General features: G+C 51.4%; 13 protein-coding genes and 2 tRNA genes. 5 read left to right on the top strand and 10 right to left on the bottom strand.

All coding sequences use genetic code 11. The annotated features are described in order from the left end of the window. Positions 1-26 precede the first annotated feature (26 nt). From B7982_RS13135 to B7982_RS13110, 6 genes are all read right to left on the bottom strand, one after another. On the bottom strand, positions 27-665 hold the full coding sequence (locus B7982_RS13135; RefSeq protein WP_073423419.1) for a hypothetical protein: 639 nt from the start codon (positions 663-665) through the stop codon (positions 27-29). A gap of 102 nt (positions 666-767) precedes the next feature. Continuing rightward, positions 768-1,577, bottom strand: coding sequence for a glutamate racemase (gene murI / locus B7982_RS13130; RefSeq protein ID WP_014545465.1), 810 nt, complete (start codon positions 1,575-1,577; stop codon positions 768-770). After that, positions 1,561-3,774 carry a UvrD-helicase domain-containing protein gene (locus tag B7982_RS13125; protein WP_088661138.1) on the bottom strand — a complete coding sequence of 738 codons (2,214 nt, stop codon included), beginning with the start codon at positions 3,772-3,774 and terminating at the stop codon, positions 1,561-1,563. The genes murI and B7982_RS13125 overlap by 17 nt, the downstream gene beginning before the upstream one ends. Before the next feature lie 89 nt (positions 3,775-3,863). Then, positions 3,864-4,886 (bottom strand): lysylphosphatidylglycerol synthase transmembrane domain-containing protein, encoded by a 1,023-nt coding sequence (locus B7982_RS13120; protein ID WP_088661137.1) that lies wholly within the window; start codon positions 4,884-4,886, stop codon positions 3,864-3,866. Next, the gene (locus B7982_RS13115) at positions 4,883-5,995 is read right to left on the bottom strand and encodes a glycosyltransferase family 4 protein (RefSeq protein WP_233138556.1); all 1,113 of its coding nucleotides are present in this window, start codon (positions 5,993-5,995) and stop codon (positions 4,883-4,885) included. The genes B7982_RS13120 and B7982_RS13115 overlap by 4 nt, the downstream gene beginning before the upstream one ends. 41 nt (positions 5,996-6,036) lie before the next feature. Next, on the bottom strand, positions 6,037-6,813 hold the full coding sequence (locus tag B7982_RS13110; RefSeq protein WP_088661135.1) for a class I SAM-dependent methyltransferase: 777 nt from the start codon (positions 6,811-6,813) through the stop codon (positions 6,037-6,039). A 396-nt stretch (positions 6,814-7,209) separates the two neighbouring features. On the opposite strand from B7982_RS13110, the gene B7982_RS13105 reads away from it, so the two are divergent. Continuing rightward, a complete protein-coding gene (locus B7982_RS13105; RefSeq protein WP_014545470.1) occupies positions 7,210-8,022 on the top strand; it encodes an RNA polymerase sigma factor RpoD/SigA in 813 nt (270 codons plus the stop codon). A 67-nt stretch (positions 8,023-8,089) separates the two neighbouring features. Here the strand turns inward: B7982_RS13105 and hemW are convergent, their stop codons facing one another. After that, positions 8,090-9,250: a radical SAM family heme chaperone HemW gene (gene hemW, locus B7982_RS13100; protein ID WP_088661134.1), complete on the bottom strand. Its 1,161-nt coding sequence runs from the start codon at positions 9,248-9,250 to the stop codon at positions 8,090-8,092. An 89-nt stretch (positions 9,251-9,339) separates the two neighbouring features. Between hemW and B7982_RS13095 the strand changes: the two genes are divergently transcribed. Further along, positions 9,340-9,412 (top strand) — tRNA-Gly (locus B7982_RS13095). Between the two features lie 738 nt (positions 9,413-10,150). Beyond that, positions 10,151-10,223 (top strand) — tRNA-Gly (locus B7982_RS13090). A 302-nt stretch (positions 10,224-10,525) separates the two neighbouring features. On the opposite strand, the gene putP is transcribed toward B7982_RS13090, so the two are convergent. The 3 genes from putP to B7982_RS13075 are packed head-to-tail and all read right to left on the bottom strand — an operon-like array spanning position 10,526 to position 13,877. After that, a complete protein-coding gene (gene putP, locus B7982_RS13085) occupies positions 10,526-12,067 on the bottom strand; it encodes a sodium/proline symporter PutP (RefSeq protein ID WP_088661133.1) in 1,542 nt (513 codons plus the stop codon). Further along, positions 12,064-12,810, bottom strand: a complete 747-nt coding sequence (locus B7982_RS13080) for an NAD(P)H-binding protein (RefSeq protein WP_088661132.1) — start codon at positions 12,808-12,810, stop codon at positions 12,064-12,066. Before B7982_RS13080 ends, putP begins: the two co-directional genes overlap by 4 nt. Further along, positions 12,810-13,877 carry a histidine phosphatase family protein gene (locus tag B7982_RS13075; protein ID WP_088661131.1) on the bottom strand — a complete coding sequence of 356 codons (1,068 nt, stop codon included), beginning with the start codon at positions 13,875-13,877 and terminating at the stop codon, positions 12,810-12,812. Before B7982_RS13075 ends, B7982_RS13080 begins: the two co-directional genes overlap by 1 nt. Positions 13,878-14,111: 234 nt before the next feature. On the opposite strand from B7982_RS13075, the gene B7982_RS13070 reads away from it, so the two are divergent. Next, entirely contained in the window at positions 14,112-14,735 is a 624-nt protein-coding gene (locus B7982_RS13070; RefSeq protein ID WP_088661130.1) for a GNAT family N-acetyltransferase, read from the top strand. A 223-nt stretch (positions 14,736-14,958) separates the two neighbouring features. After that, complete coding sequence (locus B7982_RS13065) at positions 14,959-17,433, top strand: glycogen/starch/alpha-glucan phosphorylase (protein ID WP_088661129.1); 2,475 nt, start codon at positions 14,959-14,961, stop codon at positions 17,431-17,433. Positions 17,434-17,464 lie beyond the last annotated feature (31 nt).

Raw genomic sequence — 17,464 nt, 5'->3', positions numbered from 1 at the left:
GACTTTAGACTTCGCTTTTCGAAGAATTATTCTTCGGCGAGGGCTTCCTTGTATTCATCGACGGTAGCGATATACTCGTCAATCATATCCTGCTTGGAATCCAAGTGAGCGAGAATCTTTTCGAGGTGTTCCTTGGAGAACACGGTCTTGAGCTGGCGGGAAGCATGGCCCTTGTAACCCCATTCCTTGAGAATTTCATCGGTCACAACGAAGGAATCGTCGAGGGAGACAAAACGCATCGGACCGTAGACAGCCCAGTTGTGTTCCATCTGCATGCATTCCGGTTCTTCCATTTCCGGGTTTGCCATATAGCGCTGCACGTGACGGGTACGTACATCCTTGATCTTATCAATACGCATGTAACCCATGATAAGGTACTTGTTGCGCATTTCGGAATCGCTCAAGCCTTCGTAGCGGGTACCGAAAAGAATGTAACGGCTTTTGCTCTTCACAATCGTGTTGATAGCCTTCACATTGTAGCAGCTCATCAGACCATAGGTGCTGGTTTCATAGTTCGGTTCGTAAAGAAAACCCTTTTCATTTTCATTCAGCTGGTCGCGGACAGGCATTTCGGACTGATGGCTAGTTTCGACATAAAGCAGGCTACCCGCCATGTTGCCACGGTAGTCTTGCCAACCTTCGAGATTGATCTGTGTTTTCGGCATTTTATAAATCCACTCAAATAGTTTAAAGTTCGAAAATTAAAACGAGTACAAGCGGACCGAGTACGGTTCGTCAGTAACAATTATCAAAATACAATTTACTTATTAAAAAGTCAACGACTCCGCCGAAATATTTTCCATTCCAAAGCGAAAAGCGCCTTTTTTGAAGAATTCTGCGGTATCGGTCGTCAAATAATGCACGGAACCGCCCTTCGAAAGCCGATTTTCCATGTCCACATGGCGTTTGAGGTAGTCCAAAGTCTTGTCGGCGACGATATCGCCCTGGACCACCAAGCGGACGTGCGGTGGAAGTGCGGCCCGAATTTCATCCTCGAGGAGCGGGTAATGCGTGCAGGCCAGTAAAACTGTATCGATTTCAGGGTCAGCCGCAAGCAGCTGGTCCACGTCCTTTTTCACGAAGAATCGGGCGCCCTCGGTCCCGCGTTCGCCGTATTCCACGAGCGGCACCCACATCGGGCAGGCGTGCTGCGTCACCTTCAAGTTCGGGAAAAAGTGGCTGATTTCAAGAACATAGCTATTCGAAGAGACCGTCCCCGCGGTGGCAAAAATGCCAATATGCCCCGTCTTCGAGAAGTTCCCAATCTCTTCGGCGGTCGGGCGGACAATGCCCAAGACGCGACGGTCCGGGAATTCAACCGGGAGCACCTGCTGCTGGATGCTGCGAAGCGCTTTTGCCGACGCCGTATTGCACGCGAGAATCACCAGCGGGCAGCCGCGGTGGAAAAGTTCACGCACGGACTGGAGCGTGTAGCGGTAAATCGTCTCGAAACTGCGGGAGCCATACGGCGCACGGGCGTTATCCCCCAGATACAGGTAATCGTACTGCGGGAGCGTGTGGCGAAGCTTCTGCAAAATCGTGAGCCCGCCAAATCCAGAATCAAAGACGCCTATCATAAGCCTCTTCCATTTTGCTGCGGACATACGGGAGCAGTTCATGACGCGGGTCCATTTCATCGCCACCGTGAGTTTTCTTGAATTCAACCGTATCTATCGGTTCGAGAATCTTGATGTTGACCGGGTGATGCTTGGAATCCTTGCGGTGTTCCCAAAGCAAGTCGGAACCACGAGTGACCATCGGCAATATAATAGCGTTTGCCTCGACGGCAAGTCTAAAGCAACCGCTCTTGAAAGCGACCATGCCATCGCGCTTGCTACGGGTGCCTTCCGGGAAAATGAAGAGTCTCGGCATCTTGCCCGACTGGATAGCCTTTTGGATAATCGCGGCGCCGCCGCCCTTTTCGCGGTCGATAAAGACGCAACCGAGCTTGTGCATCCAGAAGTTCAGAATCGGGATGCGCTGCAACTGAGTCTTCGCGATAAAGCCCACAGTACGCTGCAAGGCAAGGAACGCGAGCGGGATATCCAGGTACGAACGGTGGTTGCCCATCACGAACACCGGGCGAGTCCAGTCCACTTTCGCAAGTTGCGCCTGGTCTTCAATCGTCAAATCCACACGCAAGACCTTCATGCAGAAGCGGGAGAATACCTGCACCTTTTCTTCAAGCCATGGATCCAGGTCTTTGCGACGGAAAATGTACATGAATGCAATCTTGAAAATATATTCGAGCATAAACGCAAAAATTCTTGCCGCTCCATATATCCTAAATAACATAACTGGCATATTACACTCTGTTTTTGAATTTTCCCTGGGCAAAAAACGAGACCGTTTGAGTTTCGTCAGGCGCCCTTTCCAATATCTACGTTTGCAATATAGCAAAACCAAAAAAGATTCAGCCCGCGTGACCCCGACGTAAAACAATCGGCGTTCCTCATCGAGCTGTTTTTGACGTTCCTTACGCGTGCCCAAGCACGAACCCGGCGTAAGCCCCTCGGACATTCCCGCATAATAGACCACCGCATACTGGAGCCCCTTGGACGCATGGACCGTTTCCACATGGATTCCATTTTCAAGGACTTCGCCCTCCCCCTCTACGTTACCCGTCTCCGAAACGACCGTCCCTGCGATCGGGAGGCGCGCATCGCGGAGAGCTTCTTCGTAATATAGGCGTTGCCTATTATAGCGCACGAGGATTGCAAAGTTTTTCCATTGGAGGTCATAACTTTCGCGGAGCAACTTGATACTCGTGATGATTTTCTGCATTTCTTCAACGGGGTCTTCACTCACCCATATTTCGGGTTCACGGTTTTCCTTGAAAATCGGCGAGCCGCCCGAGCCGTTCATGTTACCCGCACGCAAAACCTTCCGCAAATGAATAGGCTTGTTTTCAAAAATCCTATTCGAAAAATGTAAAATGTTCGCGACCGAACGATAATTCCATTCCAAGCGGATAAGCGAGCTCTCCTTGAAGTCATCGCGGAAACGGTTGATATTCCCGATGTCTGCCCCACGGAATCCATAAATAGCCTGGTCGTCATCGCCCACGACAAAGAGTGACTTGCGATCACCCAGCAGCGCTTTGACAAGCCGATACTGCGACGGGTTGATGTCCTGGTATTCATCGACAAGAATTTCGGTCCATTGATTTTGGAAATATGCACGCGCCGCCTCGTGATTTTCGAGCAGATTAATCGCCTGATAAATGAGGTCTTCGAAGACGACTTGACCCGATTCCAAGATGCGATTACGCAATGGTTCAAGTTTTTTGAGGAGCTTCGCGGGATGTGCATCCGAGAAAAGCTCTTCGCGAGAAAAGCGGAATTTTCGACCGCCGACTTTCGCGAGTTCCTGCATAAAAGTCTTGTCCGCCGATTCCGTCGGGACCGGCATTTTTTTGAATCCGACAAGCTCGTACGCAGGGCAAGAGTTGCAAGAGTCCGCCGCTGGGACTTTCGACTTGAGGATAAACAGCGCAAGCGAGTGGAACGTGCAGAGCCGCACCCCCGCATTCGGGAATAGCTTTTGCACACGTTCCCGCATTTCAGCAGCCGCCTTCGCCGTGAACGTGAGCGCCAAGATTTTCTCCGGCTCAACGCCCGACATAATCCGGTACTGGATTCGCTTAGTCAAGACCGAAGTCTTTCCCGAACCTGCCCCTGCTAAAATTAAAAGTTGTCCGTTCTTTTCATGATCGTGGAGTACCGCTGCACGTTGGTCGGAGTTCAGCCCGACCAAAAGACTTTCTACATCCATTTTTTATTTTGCGCCCCTTAAGCGCGAGGTTCATATAGCAAAGGATATAGACAAGAATCTAAGAAATTATGGATCCTATCGCATCGACCTTACGGTCTTGCTTCAGGATGACCATTCGCAGGTTCGGCCGGCACGGGCTTCTGCCCCACCAAAAAAGCGACCGCGCCAAACAAGCTCAAAATCAAACTTACAAAATAAGCGAGCAACTGAATCACAACCGATTCAAGTCCTGGCACTCCTGCACGCGCAAAAAGCGACTGCGCCAAAAATTCACGCGGACCAAAACCGCCAATCGAAATCGGAAGCGCACTCACAATAGCGACAAGCGGAATGTAATAGAAGTACCACGACATCGAGAGATTCACGCCCACCGCAATCCCGCAGAAAAAGTGCACAAAGATGCGGAGCGACTGAGTGACCGTCGAAAGGCAAACGATGTTCACCCAAAGTTTCTTGGAGCGGAACTTCTGGAAACGTTCAAACATGCGCAACAAGCGTGTCTCGATTTTTTCGGGCAACACCTTCCCTGCCATGCGGCAGAAGAACTTGCCAATGCGACGGCTCAAAAGCCCAGCAAACATCACGCAGAAACCGAGGAAAATCCAGACGGACGGCCACATGAACGCACGCTGTTCCGGATCGTGAATAAAGAACAAGGCGCCCACGCCAAGAGCAAACAACGTGATAAAGAAAAGTCCAAACAAGCGGTCAAACACCGTCGCCGTAAAGCCAGCGCCAACCGTATCCTGTCCGCCCTGCATGCGGATATCGTAAACCTTCTTGACGTCACCACCGACGTTCCCCGGCATGAAGTTGTTGAAGAAGAGCCCCACGTGATAAAGCTTGAGGAGCCTAGCGTACTTGAGGCGAGCCCCCTGTTTTTCGAGCAAGAGTTTCCACTGGAGGCAAGCGGTAAAGTTCGAAACCGCGAGGCAAAGGAGCGCAAGCACAAGCGGGAAAACGCTGTTTTTCTTGAACAAGTTATAGAGGTCGCCAACATCCCATTCCGGGTCGCTCACAATGTTACGATAGACAAAGTAAGCAGGAACGAGCGTCACCACCAGCTTTAAGCAAAAAACAATTACCGACTTGAGTTTCGGATTCAACTTCATTTTCGTACGCTCCCCTCAACCGTACGTTCCAACAGTTCCAACGTTTCGCGAGCAGATTTTTCCCAGCTGAACGATTCGGCATAACGCTTGGCATTCTTGCCAAGACTTGTGCGCAGTTCAGCATCGCTATAAATCTTTTCCATGGCAGAAGCGCACGCGGCCGCATCTCCCGACGGGAACAGAATTCCCGTCTCGCCGTCACGGACGCTATCGCAGAGTCCCGGCACATCCGACGCAATCGTCGTCTTGCAGAGCTGCGCCGCTTCCATCACAGTAAGGCCCCAGCCTTCCTTGTAGCTCGTCTGCAACAGCGCAAGCGAAGACGAAAGCAATTCGTACTTGCGAGCGGCAGGCACAAAACCCGTCAGTTCCACCTTGCCATCCAGGCCGTGCGATTTGATCCAAGCTGGGAGCTTTTTCAAAAGCGGACCGCCGCCCACAATTTTCAACTGGACTTCGGGATGCGACTTCGAAAAAATTTCAAACGCTTCAAGCGCCGTCCAAATTCCCTTATAACGATGCACGCGAGAAAGCCAGATGAAATACGGAGTCGCCGTATTCTCACAAGATTCCGCAATACCAGTCGCAAGGTCCGCGCTTCCCGGGAAATTCGGTTTTTCGGACCCATTATAAATCACGGAAATTCGACTTTCGTCCACGCCGATTTCGGCGAGTTCTTTCTTGGTGCTCGGGCTCACCACTACAAAATTCTGCGTGCGGTAAAAGAACGGAATAATCCGCTCAAAGAACCAGACCATAAACGCAATCGGGAAAATCGCTTCAGCAAAAATCGACTTCCGCCACAAGTGATGCATCTGCACCAGGAGCGGCTTGCGGACGAACCAGTGGGCAAAGACCGGTAACTTGTTCAAATCTTCAACAACAACATCAAAGTTGAATTCGCGGTCAAGCTTCTTCAGATTCAGCGCAACCGTGAGCTGGAACATCAAATCGCCACCCTTGCGGATGACCTGAATTCCATCGACAACTTCGCGTTCTTTGGCTCCCGGAAATGTCGTCGTAAACAGGACCACCGTGTGGCCCATTTCTACAATCTTTCCGAAAATGCGATGCAAATGCTTTTCGGCGCCGCCGGCAGCCGGATGCATGCGATCCCGGTAATTTACGACGAGAATTTTCAAGCAATCACCTAAGGCTTACGACCGATCACGCCAATGCAAAGCTGCGTGTAGTGCATTACCGGCACAGACTGGAGGCTATCCAAAATCTTGTCCTTAATCTTCTGGTAGGCCGTTCCGTCAAGCGGATACTTCGGGAGTTCAATACCGAACTTGAAGCAGAGCTCGCGCAGAATGCGGTAGAAAAGATTCGGGCGCATCCAGTCGCCATAGGCATAGACACATTCAAAACCAGCGTCACGCATAAGCTTCTTGAGCTGACCCATCGTGAACTGCTTTTCCCAACCGGCAAACCACTTGTCCATCGCAATCAAGATATGCTTGATAACCGTATATGGGTGGACGGTCTGCGGCACATCGCAAAGGCAGCAACCGCCGTGCTTGACGATGCGGAAGTTCTCTTGCAAGAGCGGGAGCGAATCCTTGAAATGTTCGGCCAAACCCTGATGAAACACCAAGTCAAAAGTGTTGTCCGGGAACGGGGACTTGAAAGCATCGCCACGAACTAAGTGCAAATTCTTGAGGCCTTCACTCTCGCGGAGCGAATTGACAATTTTCAAGCTATTTTCGGCATAATCGAGAACATACACATCGGCGCCCAAACGAGCGAGTTCGGCACTGTCGCGGCCGGTACCTGCACCGACCTCAAGCACCTTTAGGCCCTCGAGCTTAAAATTCTTCTTAATAGCTTCTATAATAGACGGCGAAGACGGATAGACTTTGTCCATGTCGTTCTTGCGCTGCCAAAAACGGTTCCATACGGATTGATCGGGCTCTTTTATTGACATAACGGGGATAATATATGAAAATTTGATTGTAGAGTTACCAGTTATTAGTTACTAGTTACTAGAAAACCACTCGTCATCCTCGAAGCGAAGCGTAGGGGATCCAGTAAAGTTTCAGATATGAGATATGCGGAAAGCGTATTCCAAAATGAAACACCGGGCTTTACATTTTTTGTTTGCCAAGAGGATGTCGTCACGTCCAACTTGTCACGTTTTGAAAAATTTGTTATATTTTTACGACAATTTTGTAAAATTACGACAAAAATAATGGACTTTTTTGGCTCCGAAAACCGCAAAACCGACATTTAAAGGACTTTTTGTAAAAAATTTGGAAAATTTTACACAATTGGCACGCAACTTGCTTTAAAAAAGCGATATTATAGGAGCAAGGTTTTTAAAATGCATATTGATTCTACCGATACCACTCTCAAAAGATACCTAGAAGATATTCGTCGCACTGCACCTCTCTCCCGCGAAGAAGAACAGATTCTATTCCAGAAAGCTAAAGAAGGCGACAAAATCGCCCGTAAAAAGCTGATTTCCGCAAACATGCGCTTTGTTTTGAAGGTCGCCATTCAGTACCGCGGCTGCCCGATTCCGCTTCCGGACTTGGTCAGCGAAGGCGCTATGGGCCTCGTACGCGCTATTGAATCGTTCGAACATACCCGTGGTCTTAAATTCATCAGTTACGGCGTTTGGTGGATCAAGGCATACATTACTCGCGCTATTAACGAACAGGGCAACCTTATCCGCTTGCCGGCAAACCAGCACCTCCGTGTGCGTAAGGCTTTGCACGAACAGTCCCGCGGTAAGGAAATCAACGAAGAAATCCGTGAATTGATCCAGATCGGTCAGCGCGGTGTTTCGTTTGACAGCCCGCTCAAGGCAGACTCCAAGGCTACTTACGCCGAAGTCCTCCCGGACAGCGGCGCATCGAACCCGGAAGCCGATTCCGAAATCCAGAGCGTCGAAGCTTTGGCCCGCGACCTCATGGAGCAGCTCCCGGAACGCGAAGCCCGAGTCATTACCGGCATTTTCGGCATCAACCAGGAAGCTCCGCAGACACTTCGAGAAGTGGGCGAATCCATGAACATCTCCCACGAACGTGTGCGTCAGTTGCGTGACCAGGCCCTCCGCCGCATCCGCAAGTACAACAGCAAGGACTTCTTGCAAGAAAAGAAGGACGCGTTCTTGGCTGCGATTAATAAGTAGTTAAAAGCCAAAATTAAACTTGTCATGCCCCGCTCCGACGGGGCATCTCCTTTTTATGAAGAAAGCGCTATCGGCAGGCGTTCAGCACGTCAGTCACAACGCTGTCCATGAAAATCCAGCCACGGCCGACAAGCTTCAGGATTCCGCCATCGAGCGTCGCAAAACCTTTCTTGACCCATTGCTCATAGCCTTCCGGCGAAACAGAAATTCCGTCAGCAGCAAGCGCATTCAGGTCGAGACCAGAGCGCTGGCGCAGCGAGAGCCATACGCGCTCCGTCAAGATGTCATCTTTATCAAGATCGTCGTAAGTCAGCGACGCATCAGAGCAACCTGCATTCACGTAATCGCGCCAACGCGGATACATTTCCGGAGCGCAGAAACGGCGACCGCCAAAATAGCTGTGCGCCCCCGGCCCGAAGCCAATGTACTCGCCGCGATTCCAGTAGTTCATGTTGTGCAAGCTTTCGTCGCCAGGCTTTGCGAAATTCGAGACTTCGTAACGTGCGAAGCCTTTTTTCTCAAGAATCTCGACACCTCCGAGATACATCGGTTCGTACAAACTCTCGTCAATTTTTTCTTCACCACGCGATACGCGACCGCCCAAAAGCGTCCTCTCGCCCACATTCAATCCGTAAAAGCTTAAGTGCCCCAGCGGAAAATCCGACAAGCGGTCCACATCGCTCAAGAAAGAATCTATCGATTGCCCAGGCAAATCAAACATCAAGTCTGCCGAGACTTTCGCCCGCGGAAGCGAGGTCAACAAGCGCAAAGCATCAAAGCCGCGTTCCACCGTGTGCATGCGGCCAATGCGGTCCAGCAACGACTGTGAAAACGTCTGGAGACCAAGACTAAAGCGCCGCACACCACACGAAAGCGCCGTCTGCACAGATTCTTCGGTACACGATTCCGGATTGAACTCCATCGAAACTTCGTCAAGCGAATCCACGCGAACGCCACAATCCTCAAGTACCGCGAAAATCCGCTCCAAGCACTTACCCGGCAAAATCGAAGGCGTCCCGCCACCGAGATAAAGCGTTCGCGCCTGCGAAAGAACATTTTGGGATGACGCTGAATGCGATACAGGATGCGCCGCCGCAAAAGCACGGATTTCACGTTCCAGCAAACCCGCATATTCTTCGAACAGGCGAGCATTCGCAGGCATCACGCGGAAGTCGCAGTAATCGCAAATCTTCGCGCAAAATGGAACGTGAATATAAATACCGAACATGAACAACCTTGTTAAACGCAAAAAATATAACTTTTTTCACCCTACCCCCTTTACAATTGGATTTTTTATTTCTATAATTGGGTCACCTCGCGGGAATAGCTCAGTTGGTAGAGCACGACCTTGCCAAGGTCGGGGTCGAGGGTCCGAGTCCCTTTTCCCGCTCTAAAACAAAAAGCCTAGCGTCAAGCTAGGCTCTTTTGTTTTATGTACTGAACTGGACGAGGCCCCGAGAAGAGGGGCCGACTAAACAACGAGATGCACGAAGTGCGTACGAGTTGTTTAGGAATTATCGCGTAGCGATAAGCCCGTAAGGGTGAGGAGTCAGCCCGTGCCTTAGCACGGGTGACTGACGACGAATCACAAAATTCGGCTCATGCACGAAGTGCGAAGAGACGAATTTTGCGCTTGACGCGAACGTAGTGAGCGCAAGCCCGAAGGGGCAAAGGCCAGCCGCGAAGCGGGGACTGGACTTTGACAATCCCTTTTCCCGCTCTAAAACAAAAAGCCTAGCGTCAAGCTAGGCTCTTTTGTTTTATGTACTGAACTGGACGAGGCCCCGAGAAGAGGGGCCGACTAAACAACGAGATGCACGAAGTGCGTACGAGTTGTTTAGGAATTATCGCGTAGCGATAAGCCCGTAAGGGTGAGGAGTCAGCCCGTGCCTTAGCACGGGTGACTGACGACGAATCACAAAATTCGGCTCATGCACGAAGTGCGAAGAGACGAATTTTGCGCTTGACGCGAACGTAGTGAGCGCAAGCCCGAAGGGGCAAAGGCCAGCCGCGAAGCGGGGACTGGACTTTGACAATCCCTTTTCCCCGCTCTACAAAAAAAATTCACTTTTTTCGCCCCATACCCCTTTATAACTACAAATTTTATTTCTATATATGGGTCACCCTCGCGGGAATAGCTCAGTTGGTAGAGCACGACCTTGCCAAGGTCGGGGTCGAGGGTCCGAGTCCCTTTTCCCGCTCTAAAATAAAAGAACCACTTTCAGAGTGGTTCTTTTATTTTTTATGTTGGTATGGGTCGGATTCTCGACCCCTTGGGGTCGAGGGTGCGACTAAATTCTTTCGTGGGCGTAGCCCGTGGAAAGAATTTAGGATTTATCGCACAGCGATAAACCCGTAGGGCGGCAAGCCATCCGCGTAGCGGAATATGGCGAAGCCGTCATTCCCGCCGCCCGCTCTAAAACAAAAAAAAGACGCTGTTAAGCGTCTTTTTTGTTTTGTTATCAGGAGCCAGGCGTTACGGGCTGGCCATCCCCATCCAATTTTACAGTTTCATATCGCTCAAGCGAGTGCTTTCCACGCGGTCAAATTCCAGCTGGATTTCGGCAGAGGGTTCCTTGGTCAAGAGGCTCACGACGACGATCGTCACGAAGGAGAGGATAAAGCCCGGCACGAGTTCGTAAATCTGGAAGATTTCGGCGGAGAAGCCGGAGAGGTAGAACTTCCAAATAAATGTCGTAAGGCCACCCACGAGCATACCCGCAACAGCAGCCGGGAGTGTCGTACGCTTCCAGAAGAGAGCAAGCAACATAATCGGGCCAAAGGTCGCGCCGAAGCCGCCCCAAGCAAAGCTCACAAGGCTCATCACCACGTCGAGGAAGCTCTTGCCGTGCTTCACGCCGTCGGCACTCGGAGCGCCCTGCATTGCGACAATCACAGCGATAAGCGTAATCACCACGACCACGCCACGGCTCACCCACATCACTTCCTTGTTGCTTGCGTTCTTGCGGAACAAGTGCTTGTAAAGGTCGTTACTGAAAGCGGAAGCAGAAACTAGAAGCTGGGAGTCAGCAGTACTCATAATCGCAGCGAGAATGGCGGCCATAAGGATGGCAGCAATCGCCGGATGGCAAAGTGCCTGGCAGAGAATCATGAAAATGCGTTCCGGGTCATCAACGGTGATGCCGTTAGCCGTCACGTAATAGCGGCCGAGGAGAGCAATCATCACGACAGCTGCAAGGCAGATAATCACCCAAGTCATAGCGATACGGCGAGAATCCTTGATTTCTTCGGCGTTCTTGATGGACATAAAGCGCACGAGGATGTGCGGCATACCAAAGTAGCCAAGGCCCCAAGAGAGGCTAGAAATCAGCGCGATAAGGCCAATGGACTTGCCCGTCGTTGCGTTCGTGAAAAGGCTCATCAAGTACGGGTTCTGGGCGTTCACCGCATCCATCGTCGAGGCAAAACCGCCCGAACCGCTCATGATCATCAGCGGAATCACGAGGACCGCGATAAGCATCATCGAAGCCTGGATAAAGTCAGTCCAGCAAACGGCAAAGAAGCCGCCCATGAACGTGTAGCTCACGACAACGATAGCACCGAGGACAAGGCCCGTGGTGTAATCCATACCGAAGATGGTGCCAAAGAGTTTTGCACTAGCAACAAAGCCAGAGACCGTGTAGAACAAGAAGAACGCGAGAATGAAAATCGAGGCAATCACGCGGATGATGCCCTTATTGTCGCGGAAACGGTTCGAGAAAAAGTCCGGGAGAGTAATCGAGTCGCCGCAGAAATGGCTGTACTTGCGGAGCCTGCGACCGACGATTTTCCAGTTGAAGTACGTACCGATTACAAGGCCGATACCGATCCAAGCTTCGGAAAAACCGCTCACGAACACGGCACCCGGAAGGCCCATCAGCATCCAGCCGCTCATGTCAGATGCCTGGGCGGACATGGCGACCACCCACTTGTTCATGCCGCGGTTACCGAGGTAATAGGCGTTCAGGCTGTTCGCCTTGCGAGAGAAATACGCTCCGATGCCAAGCATCATCAGCAAATAAAGGATAAAGACGACAATCGTCATAAGACCTCCGAAATGTTTTTACCAAATTTAAAAAATTGTCGGTTATAGATAATGCGCTTGCCTTTTACACCATCGGTTGCGCAAACGTGGTCCACGGGAGGCTTGAGCATGTTCGCCACGAGATGCGCGGCTACCGTCTCTGCAGGCACCGGACGGAAATGCGCCGGAATCCATTCCGGGTGCGACCCGAAAAGCTTTTGCATCAGCTCTTCGCCAAAGCGCTTGTCCTTGTGCTTCCCGAGGAGGAGCGACGGACGCACGAGCGTGAGCGATTCAAAACCCATCATCGTGAGGCCCTCTTCGAGTTGCCCCTTCAGGCGGTTATAGAAGAACGGCGAATGAGAATTTGCACCCATGGCACTCACGCACAGGAAATGCTTGACGCCCTGACGCTTCGCAAGGGCAGCAAGCGTGAGCGGCAAACGCAAATCGACCTTTTCTTGAGCAGCCTTACCCCCCGCCTGCTTGAGCGTCGTCCCAAGGCAGCAAATCACCGCATCGCAGCCGGTAAAGTTCTTGCAAACGCTAGATGCCCATTGCTCTTCGGGCCTTGCACTCAAAAGAGCGTCAAAATCCACCGCCTCAAAATTGAACTTCGATACGCCATTAAAAATGCCCAGCGCATTCAAGTCTGGGACCGAACGCACCGGGCAAAAAACAGATTCCACGTCATCTAAACGGGAAAGCAACTGAGCGACGCTCTTCCCGATAAGTCCTGTGGAACCAAGAAGAGCGACTTTCATTAGACACCTTCGTCGACTTCGTCTCTAGGAATCATCCAGCCGACTTCATCGCCACGAACCGGGAGGGCTGTTACGGCGCCGGTTTCGTCAACAATCACGGCAATACCCGAGAGGTAATTGACCCAGCGGAACGGAGATTCATAGACCTTCAAGTTGATCGTTCTGTTCGAGACAAAAGCAACAAGCGGTTCAACAAGCATGTCATGGCTCACAAGGATGCTCACGCGCTTCCAGCTCGGCATGTTTGCCACAATGACTTCGTTCACGAACTGGTTTCCACGTTCATACAAGTCATAGAAATAAGTCGAAATCACGACGCCAACGGTATTGGCATACGAATAAGGAGCGCCGTAGGAATATTGAGCGATGTACTTCGGGTTACCGCCCTTGTTCGAGACGAGAGCGTCCAAAGTGTCGCTCGGCACCGTCAAGAAGTAGCTGCCGTTAATATCATTCCACGTCACGACTTCAGCGGTTTCGCCACGGCCTGCGGCAATGTTTTCGCAAGTCGCCCTTGTGCGCAAAAAGTTTGTCGAAGCGTAGTAGAACGATTCATCGCTCACAAGCTTTGCACCGAGAGTCTGAGCCATCTGGACGCCAATCGGGGTCAGCGTCGATTCCGTCCCCAAATTATTCTTTTGGCGCTTGGAGTGGCGGATTACAAAAGCAATCTTGCTGGTCTTAGGCACTGCCTTATAGACATCGCCCATATCATAGAAGCCATCGGCATCCGGAGCCAAGGCTAGTGCACCCGGAGTCGTCGCAAAAGTAAACGGACCATTCACAAGGGCCGTACCTGCGCTGGAACTGGACAAACCGATTACGTCAGACGAACTTGCCGGAATGCCAGAATCAACAACCGAGGAACTCGAAGCCGGATTAGAAGCGACATTTTCGCTAGAAGAAGATTCAGCAGGCCCACTTTGCGGCTGAGCAGCACTAGACGAAGAGACTACGTTCGTCGGAGCCACCGGAAACACATTGGCAGCGTCCTCGCCACAACCGGCAAAAACACAAAGCCCAGCAAAAAGGGCACCTACAAGATACTTGGCGGAAAGATTTTTCATATTCCAAAATTCCTCATATACTAACACTGAAATTTAGATTTTTCCAAAAAATTTCCTCGTAAAAATTTCCTAAACACGGCAAAACTATGTATATTTAGGGCATCACTTTTATCAGAGGCTGGATGTTATCTAGTAAATATTGGTTCATTGTTTAGTGCCTTGGAAGACGAATGTTTTCAAGGCGGTCTTCCAAGGTGATTGTGCCTATTCACACAAAAATTTTGGAGATAAACAATGAAAAAATACAATATCCGCACGGAACAACCGCGCGACTTTAAAATCGTCGAAAATCTCACCCGAGAAGCATTCTGGAACGTTTACCGTCCCGGCTGCGTGGAGCATTTTGTCCTCCACCATTACAGGAACGACCCAAGCTTTATCCCGGAACTCTCGCTCGTCATGGAAGTTGACGGACAAATTATCGGACACGTAATGTACGCGTGGTCGAAAATCGATGATGACGACGGACGCAAAATCCGCATGATGACCTTCGGGCCCATCAGCATCCATCCGAACTACAAGCGACAGGGATACGGCAAGGCGCTCCTCGACTATTCCATGGAACTCGCCCGCAAAATGGGCGCAGGTTGCCTGCTCATCGTCGGAAACATCGGATTCTATGGCAAGAGCGGATTCGTCCCTGCTTACACCAAGGGCATCCGCTACGCCGACGACCCAAACAGCGACGCGCCATACTTCTTGTGCAAGGAACTCGACGAGGGATTCTTGAACGGAGTGATGGGCTCGTACAAAGACCCCGAGGGCTACTTCGTGACCGAGCGAATGCCCGAAGAATTCGAGAAGTACGAAGCCAACTTCCCGCCTAAGGAAAAGCTAGTACTCCCCGGACAATTGTAATCAAGAGTCGGCAAGTCATAATAAGACGCGCGACGACGCAATCGGAACGCGCGGAAAATAGCAACGGCAGCTCGCGCAAGATGCGGGCTGCACTTTTATTTAAAACTTACATATCCTGAAAAGGCTTACAACCTAGGTTTACAGAATTAACGTATTGCAAATCTCGTAAAAATTTCTAAACTTTTCCTTGGATTGAATAAACAATACCAGGCAGGTTAGATTTATGGCTAAAACTACCAAGAATGCAAGTGACATTACAGTGCTCGGTACCGATGCGGAAGCCTTCCGCAAGGCATTTACCGACCACATCCACCACACGCTCGCCCGCAGCAAATACACGGTGACGGACCACGAAAAGTTCCTCGCTGTGGCTTACGCCGTGCGTGACCGTCTTGTTGACCGTTGGATCAAGACGCAGAACACCTATTACGAAAAAGACGTCAAGCGCGTCTATTACCTCTCTCTCGAATTTTTGATTGGCCGTACGCTCGGCAACTCCGTGTTGAACCTCGACGTCGAAAGCGCCGTGACGGAAGCTCTTGACGAAATCGGCATGACGCTCGAAGAACTCCGCGAACAGGAAGTGGACGCAGGGCTTGGCAACGGCGGTCTCGGCCGCTTGGCAGCTTGCTTCCTCGACTCCATGGCAACGCTCGAGCTCCCGGCAACGGGTATGGGCATCCGTTACGAATACGGTATGTTCAGCCAGAAGATTGTGAACGGCGAACAGGAAGAACAGCCGGATAACTGGCTGCGCCTCCCGAACCCGTGGGAAATCGCCCGCCCGGCTAACGCTATCAAGGTGCCGTTCTACGGCTACGTGGTCAGCTGGATGGACGAAAACGGTCGCCTCCGCAACCGTTGGGAAACGAAGGACTACGTGATGGCCCTCCCGTACGATACGCCGATCCCGGGTTACAAGAACAACACGGTGAACAACCTCCGCCTCTGGAGCGCCAAGTCCGCTGACGACTTCGGTCTTAGCTACTTCAACAACGGTGACTACATCGCCGCCGTGCAGGACATGGAACTTTCCGAAACGATTTCCAAGGTCTTGTACCCGAACGACGCTTCCATGAACGGTAAGGAACTCCGCCTCAAGCAGCAGTACTTCCTCTGCTCTGCTTCTTTGCAGGACATCATCAAGCGCTTCAAGAAGCTCCACAACAACGACTGGAAGCTCTTCCCGGAAAAGGTCGCCATCCAGTTGAACGATACGCACCCGGCAATCTCTATCGCCGAAATGATGCGCATCCTCCTCGACATCGAAAACCTCGAATGGGACGAAGCTTGGGACATCGTGACGCACACGTTCGCTTATACGAACCACACGCTCATGCCGGAAGCTCTTGAAAAGTGGCCGGTCAGCTTGTTCGAAAAGCTCTTGCCGCGTCACCTCCAGATCATTTACGAAATCAACGCTCGTTTCCTCCGCATGGTCTCCATGAAGTGGCCTGGCGACAACAACCGTCTCGCCCGCATGAGCCTTATCGAAGAAGGCGGCTGCAAGATGGTCCGCATGGCATACCTCTCCATCGTGGGTTCGTTTGCTGTGAACGGCGTGGCAGCTCTCCACTCCGACCTCCTCAAGACCACGCTCTTCAAGGACTTCTACGAACTGTGGCCTGAAAAGTTCAACAACAAGACAAACGGCGTGACGCCGCGTCGCTGGGTCCGCAAGGCTAACCCGGCTATGTCCGAACTCATCACTTCTAAGATTGGCGAATCCTGGGTCAAGGATTTGGACGATTTGAAGAAGCTCGAAAAGTTCGCCAAGGACGCCGATTTCCAGAAGAAATTCATGGAAGTCAAGAAGCAGAACAAGGAACGCCTCGCCAAGTACCTCAAGGCAACGCAGAATGTCGACGTCGACACGAACACGTTCTTCGACGTGCAAGTCAAGCGTATTCACGAATACAAGCGCCAGCTCTTGAACATTCTCCATGCCATCCACCTTTACATCCAGGTGAAGGACGGCAAGGAAATTATGCCGCGCACCATCATGATCGGTGGTAAGTCCGCTCCGGGTTACTGGATGGCTAAGCAGATTATCCGTCTTGCTAACGCTGTGGCTTCTATCATCGACGCTGATCCGGATTGCAAGGGCAAGCTCAAGATGGTGTTCCTCGAGAACTACCGCGTGTCCTTCGCCGAAAAGATCATCCCGGCTGCAGACCTTTCCGAACAGATTTCTACCGCCGGTACCGAAGCTTCGGGTACGGGTAACATGAAGTTTGCTTTGAACGGCGCACTCACGATTGGTACGCTCGACGGCGCTAACGTGGAAATGAAGGAAGAAGTCGGTGACGACAACATCTTCATCTTCGGTCTCACCGTTGAAGAAGTGACGGACCTCCTCGCTAAGGGTTACCGTCCGCGCGACTTCTACGAAAAAGATGATGATCTCCGCCGCGTGATTGACCTCATCGCTTCTGGCTTCTTCAGCCCGGATCATCCGGAAACCTTCAAGCACATTGCAGAAAAGCTCTTGTCGCATGACCCGTACATGCTCTGCGCAGACTTCCGCAGCTATGTGGATATGCAGAAGAAGGTTGCCGATGCTTACCAGGACAAGAAGCACTGGGCAGAAATGGCAATCCTCAACGTCGCTCGCATGGGCAAGTTCAGCTCCGACCGTACCATCAAGCAGTACGCCGAAGAAATCTGGAACGCCAAGCCGTGCAGCATTAAGCTGTAATCTGGATCCAGTTAATGATATAAGGGAGTCC

Origin of the sequence: Fibrobacter sp. UWB2, assembly GCF_002210425.1 — a bacterium.
Classification (GTDB): domain Bacteria; phylum Fibrobacterota; class Fibrobacteria; order Fibrobacterales; family Fibrobacteraceae; genus Fibrobacter; species Fibrobacter elongatus.
Note: the sequence above shows the minus strand (reverse complement) of the source record. Positions and strands in the feature narration are given on the sequence as shown.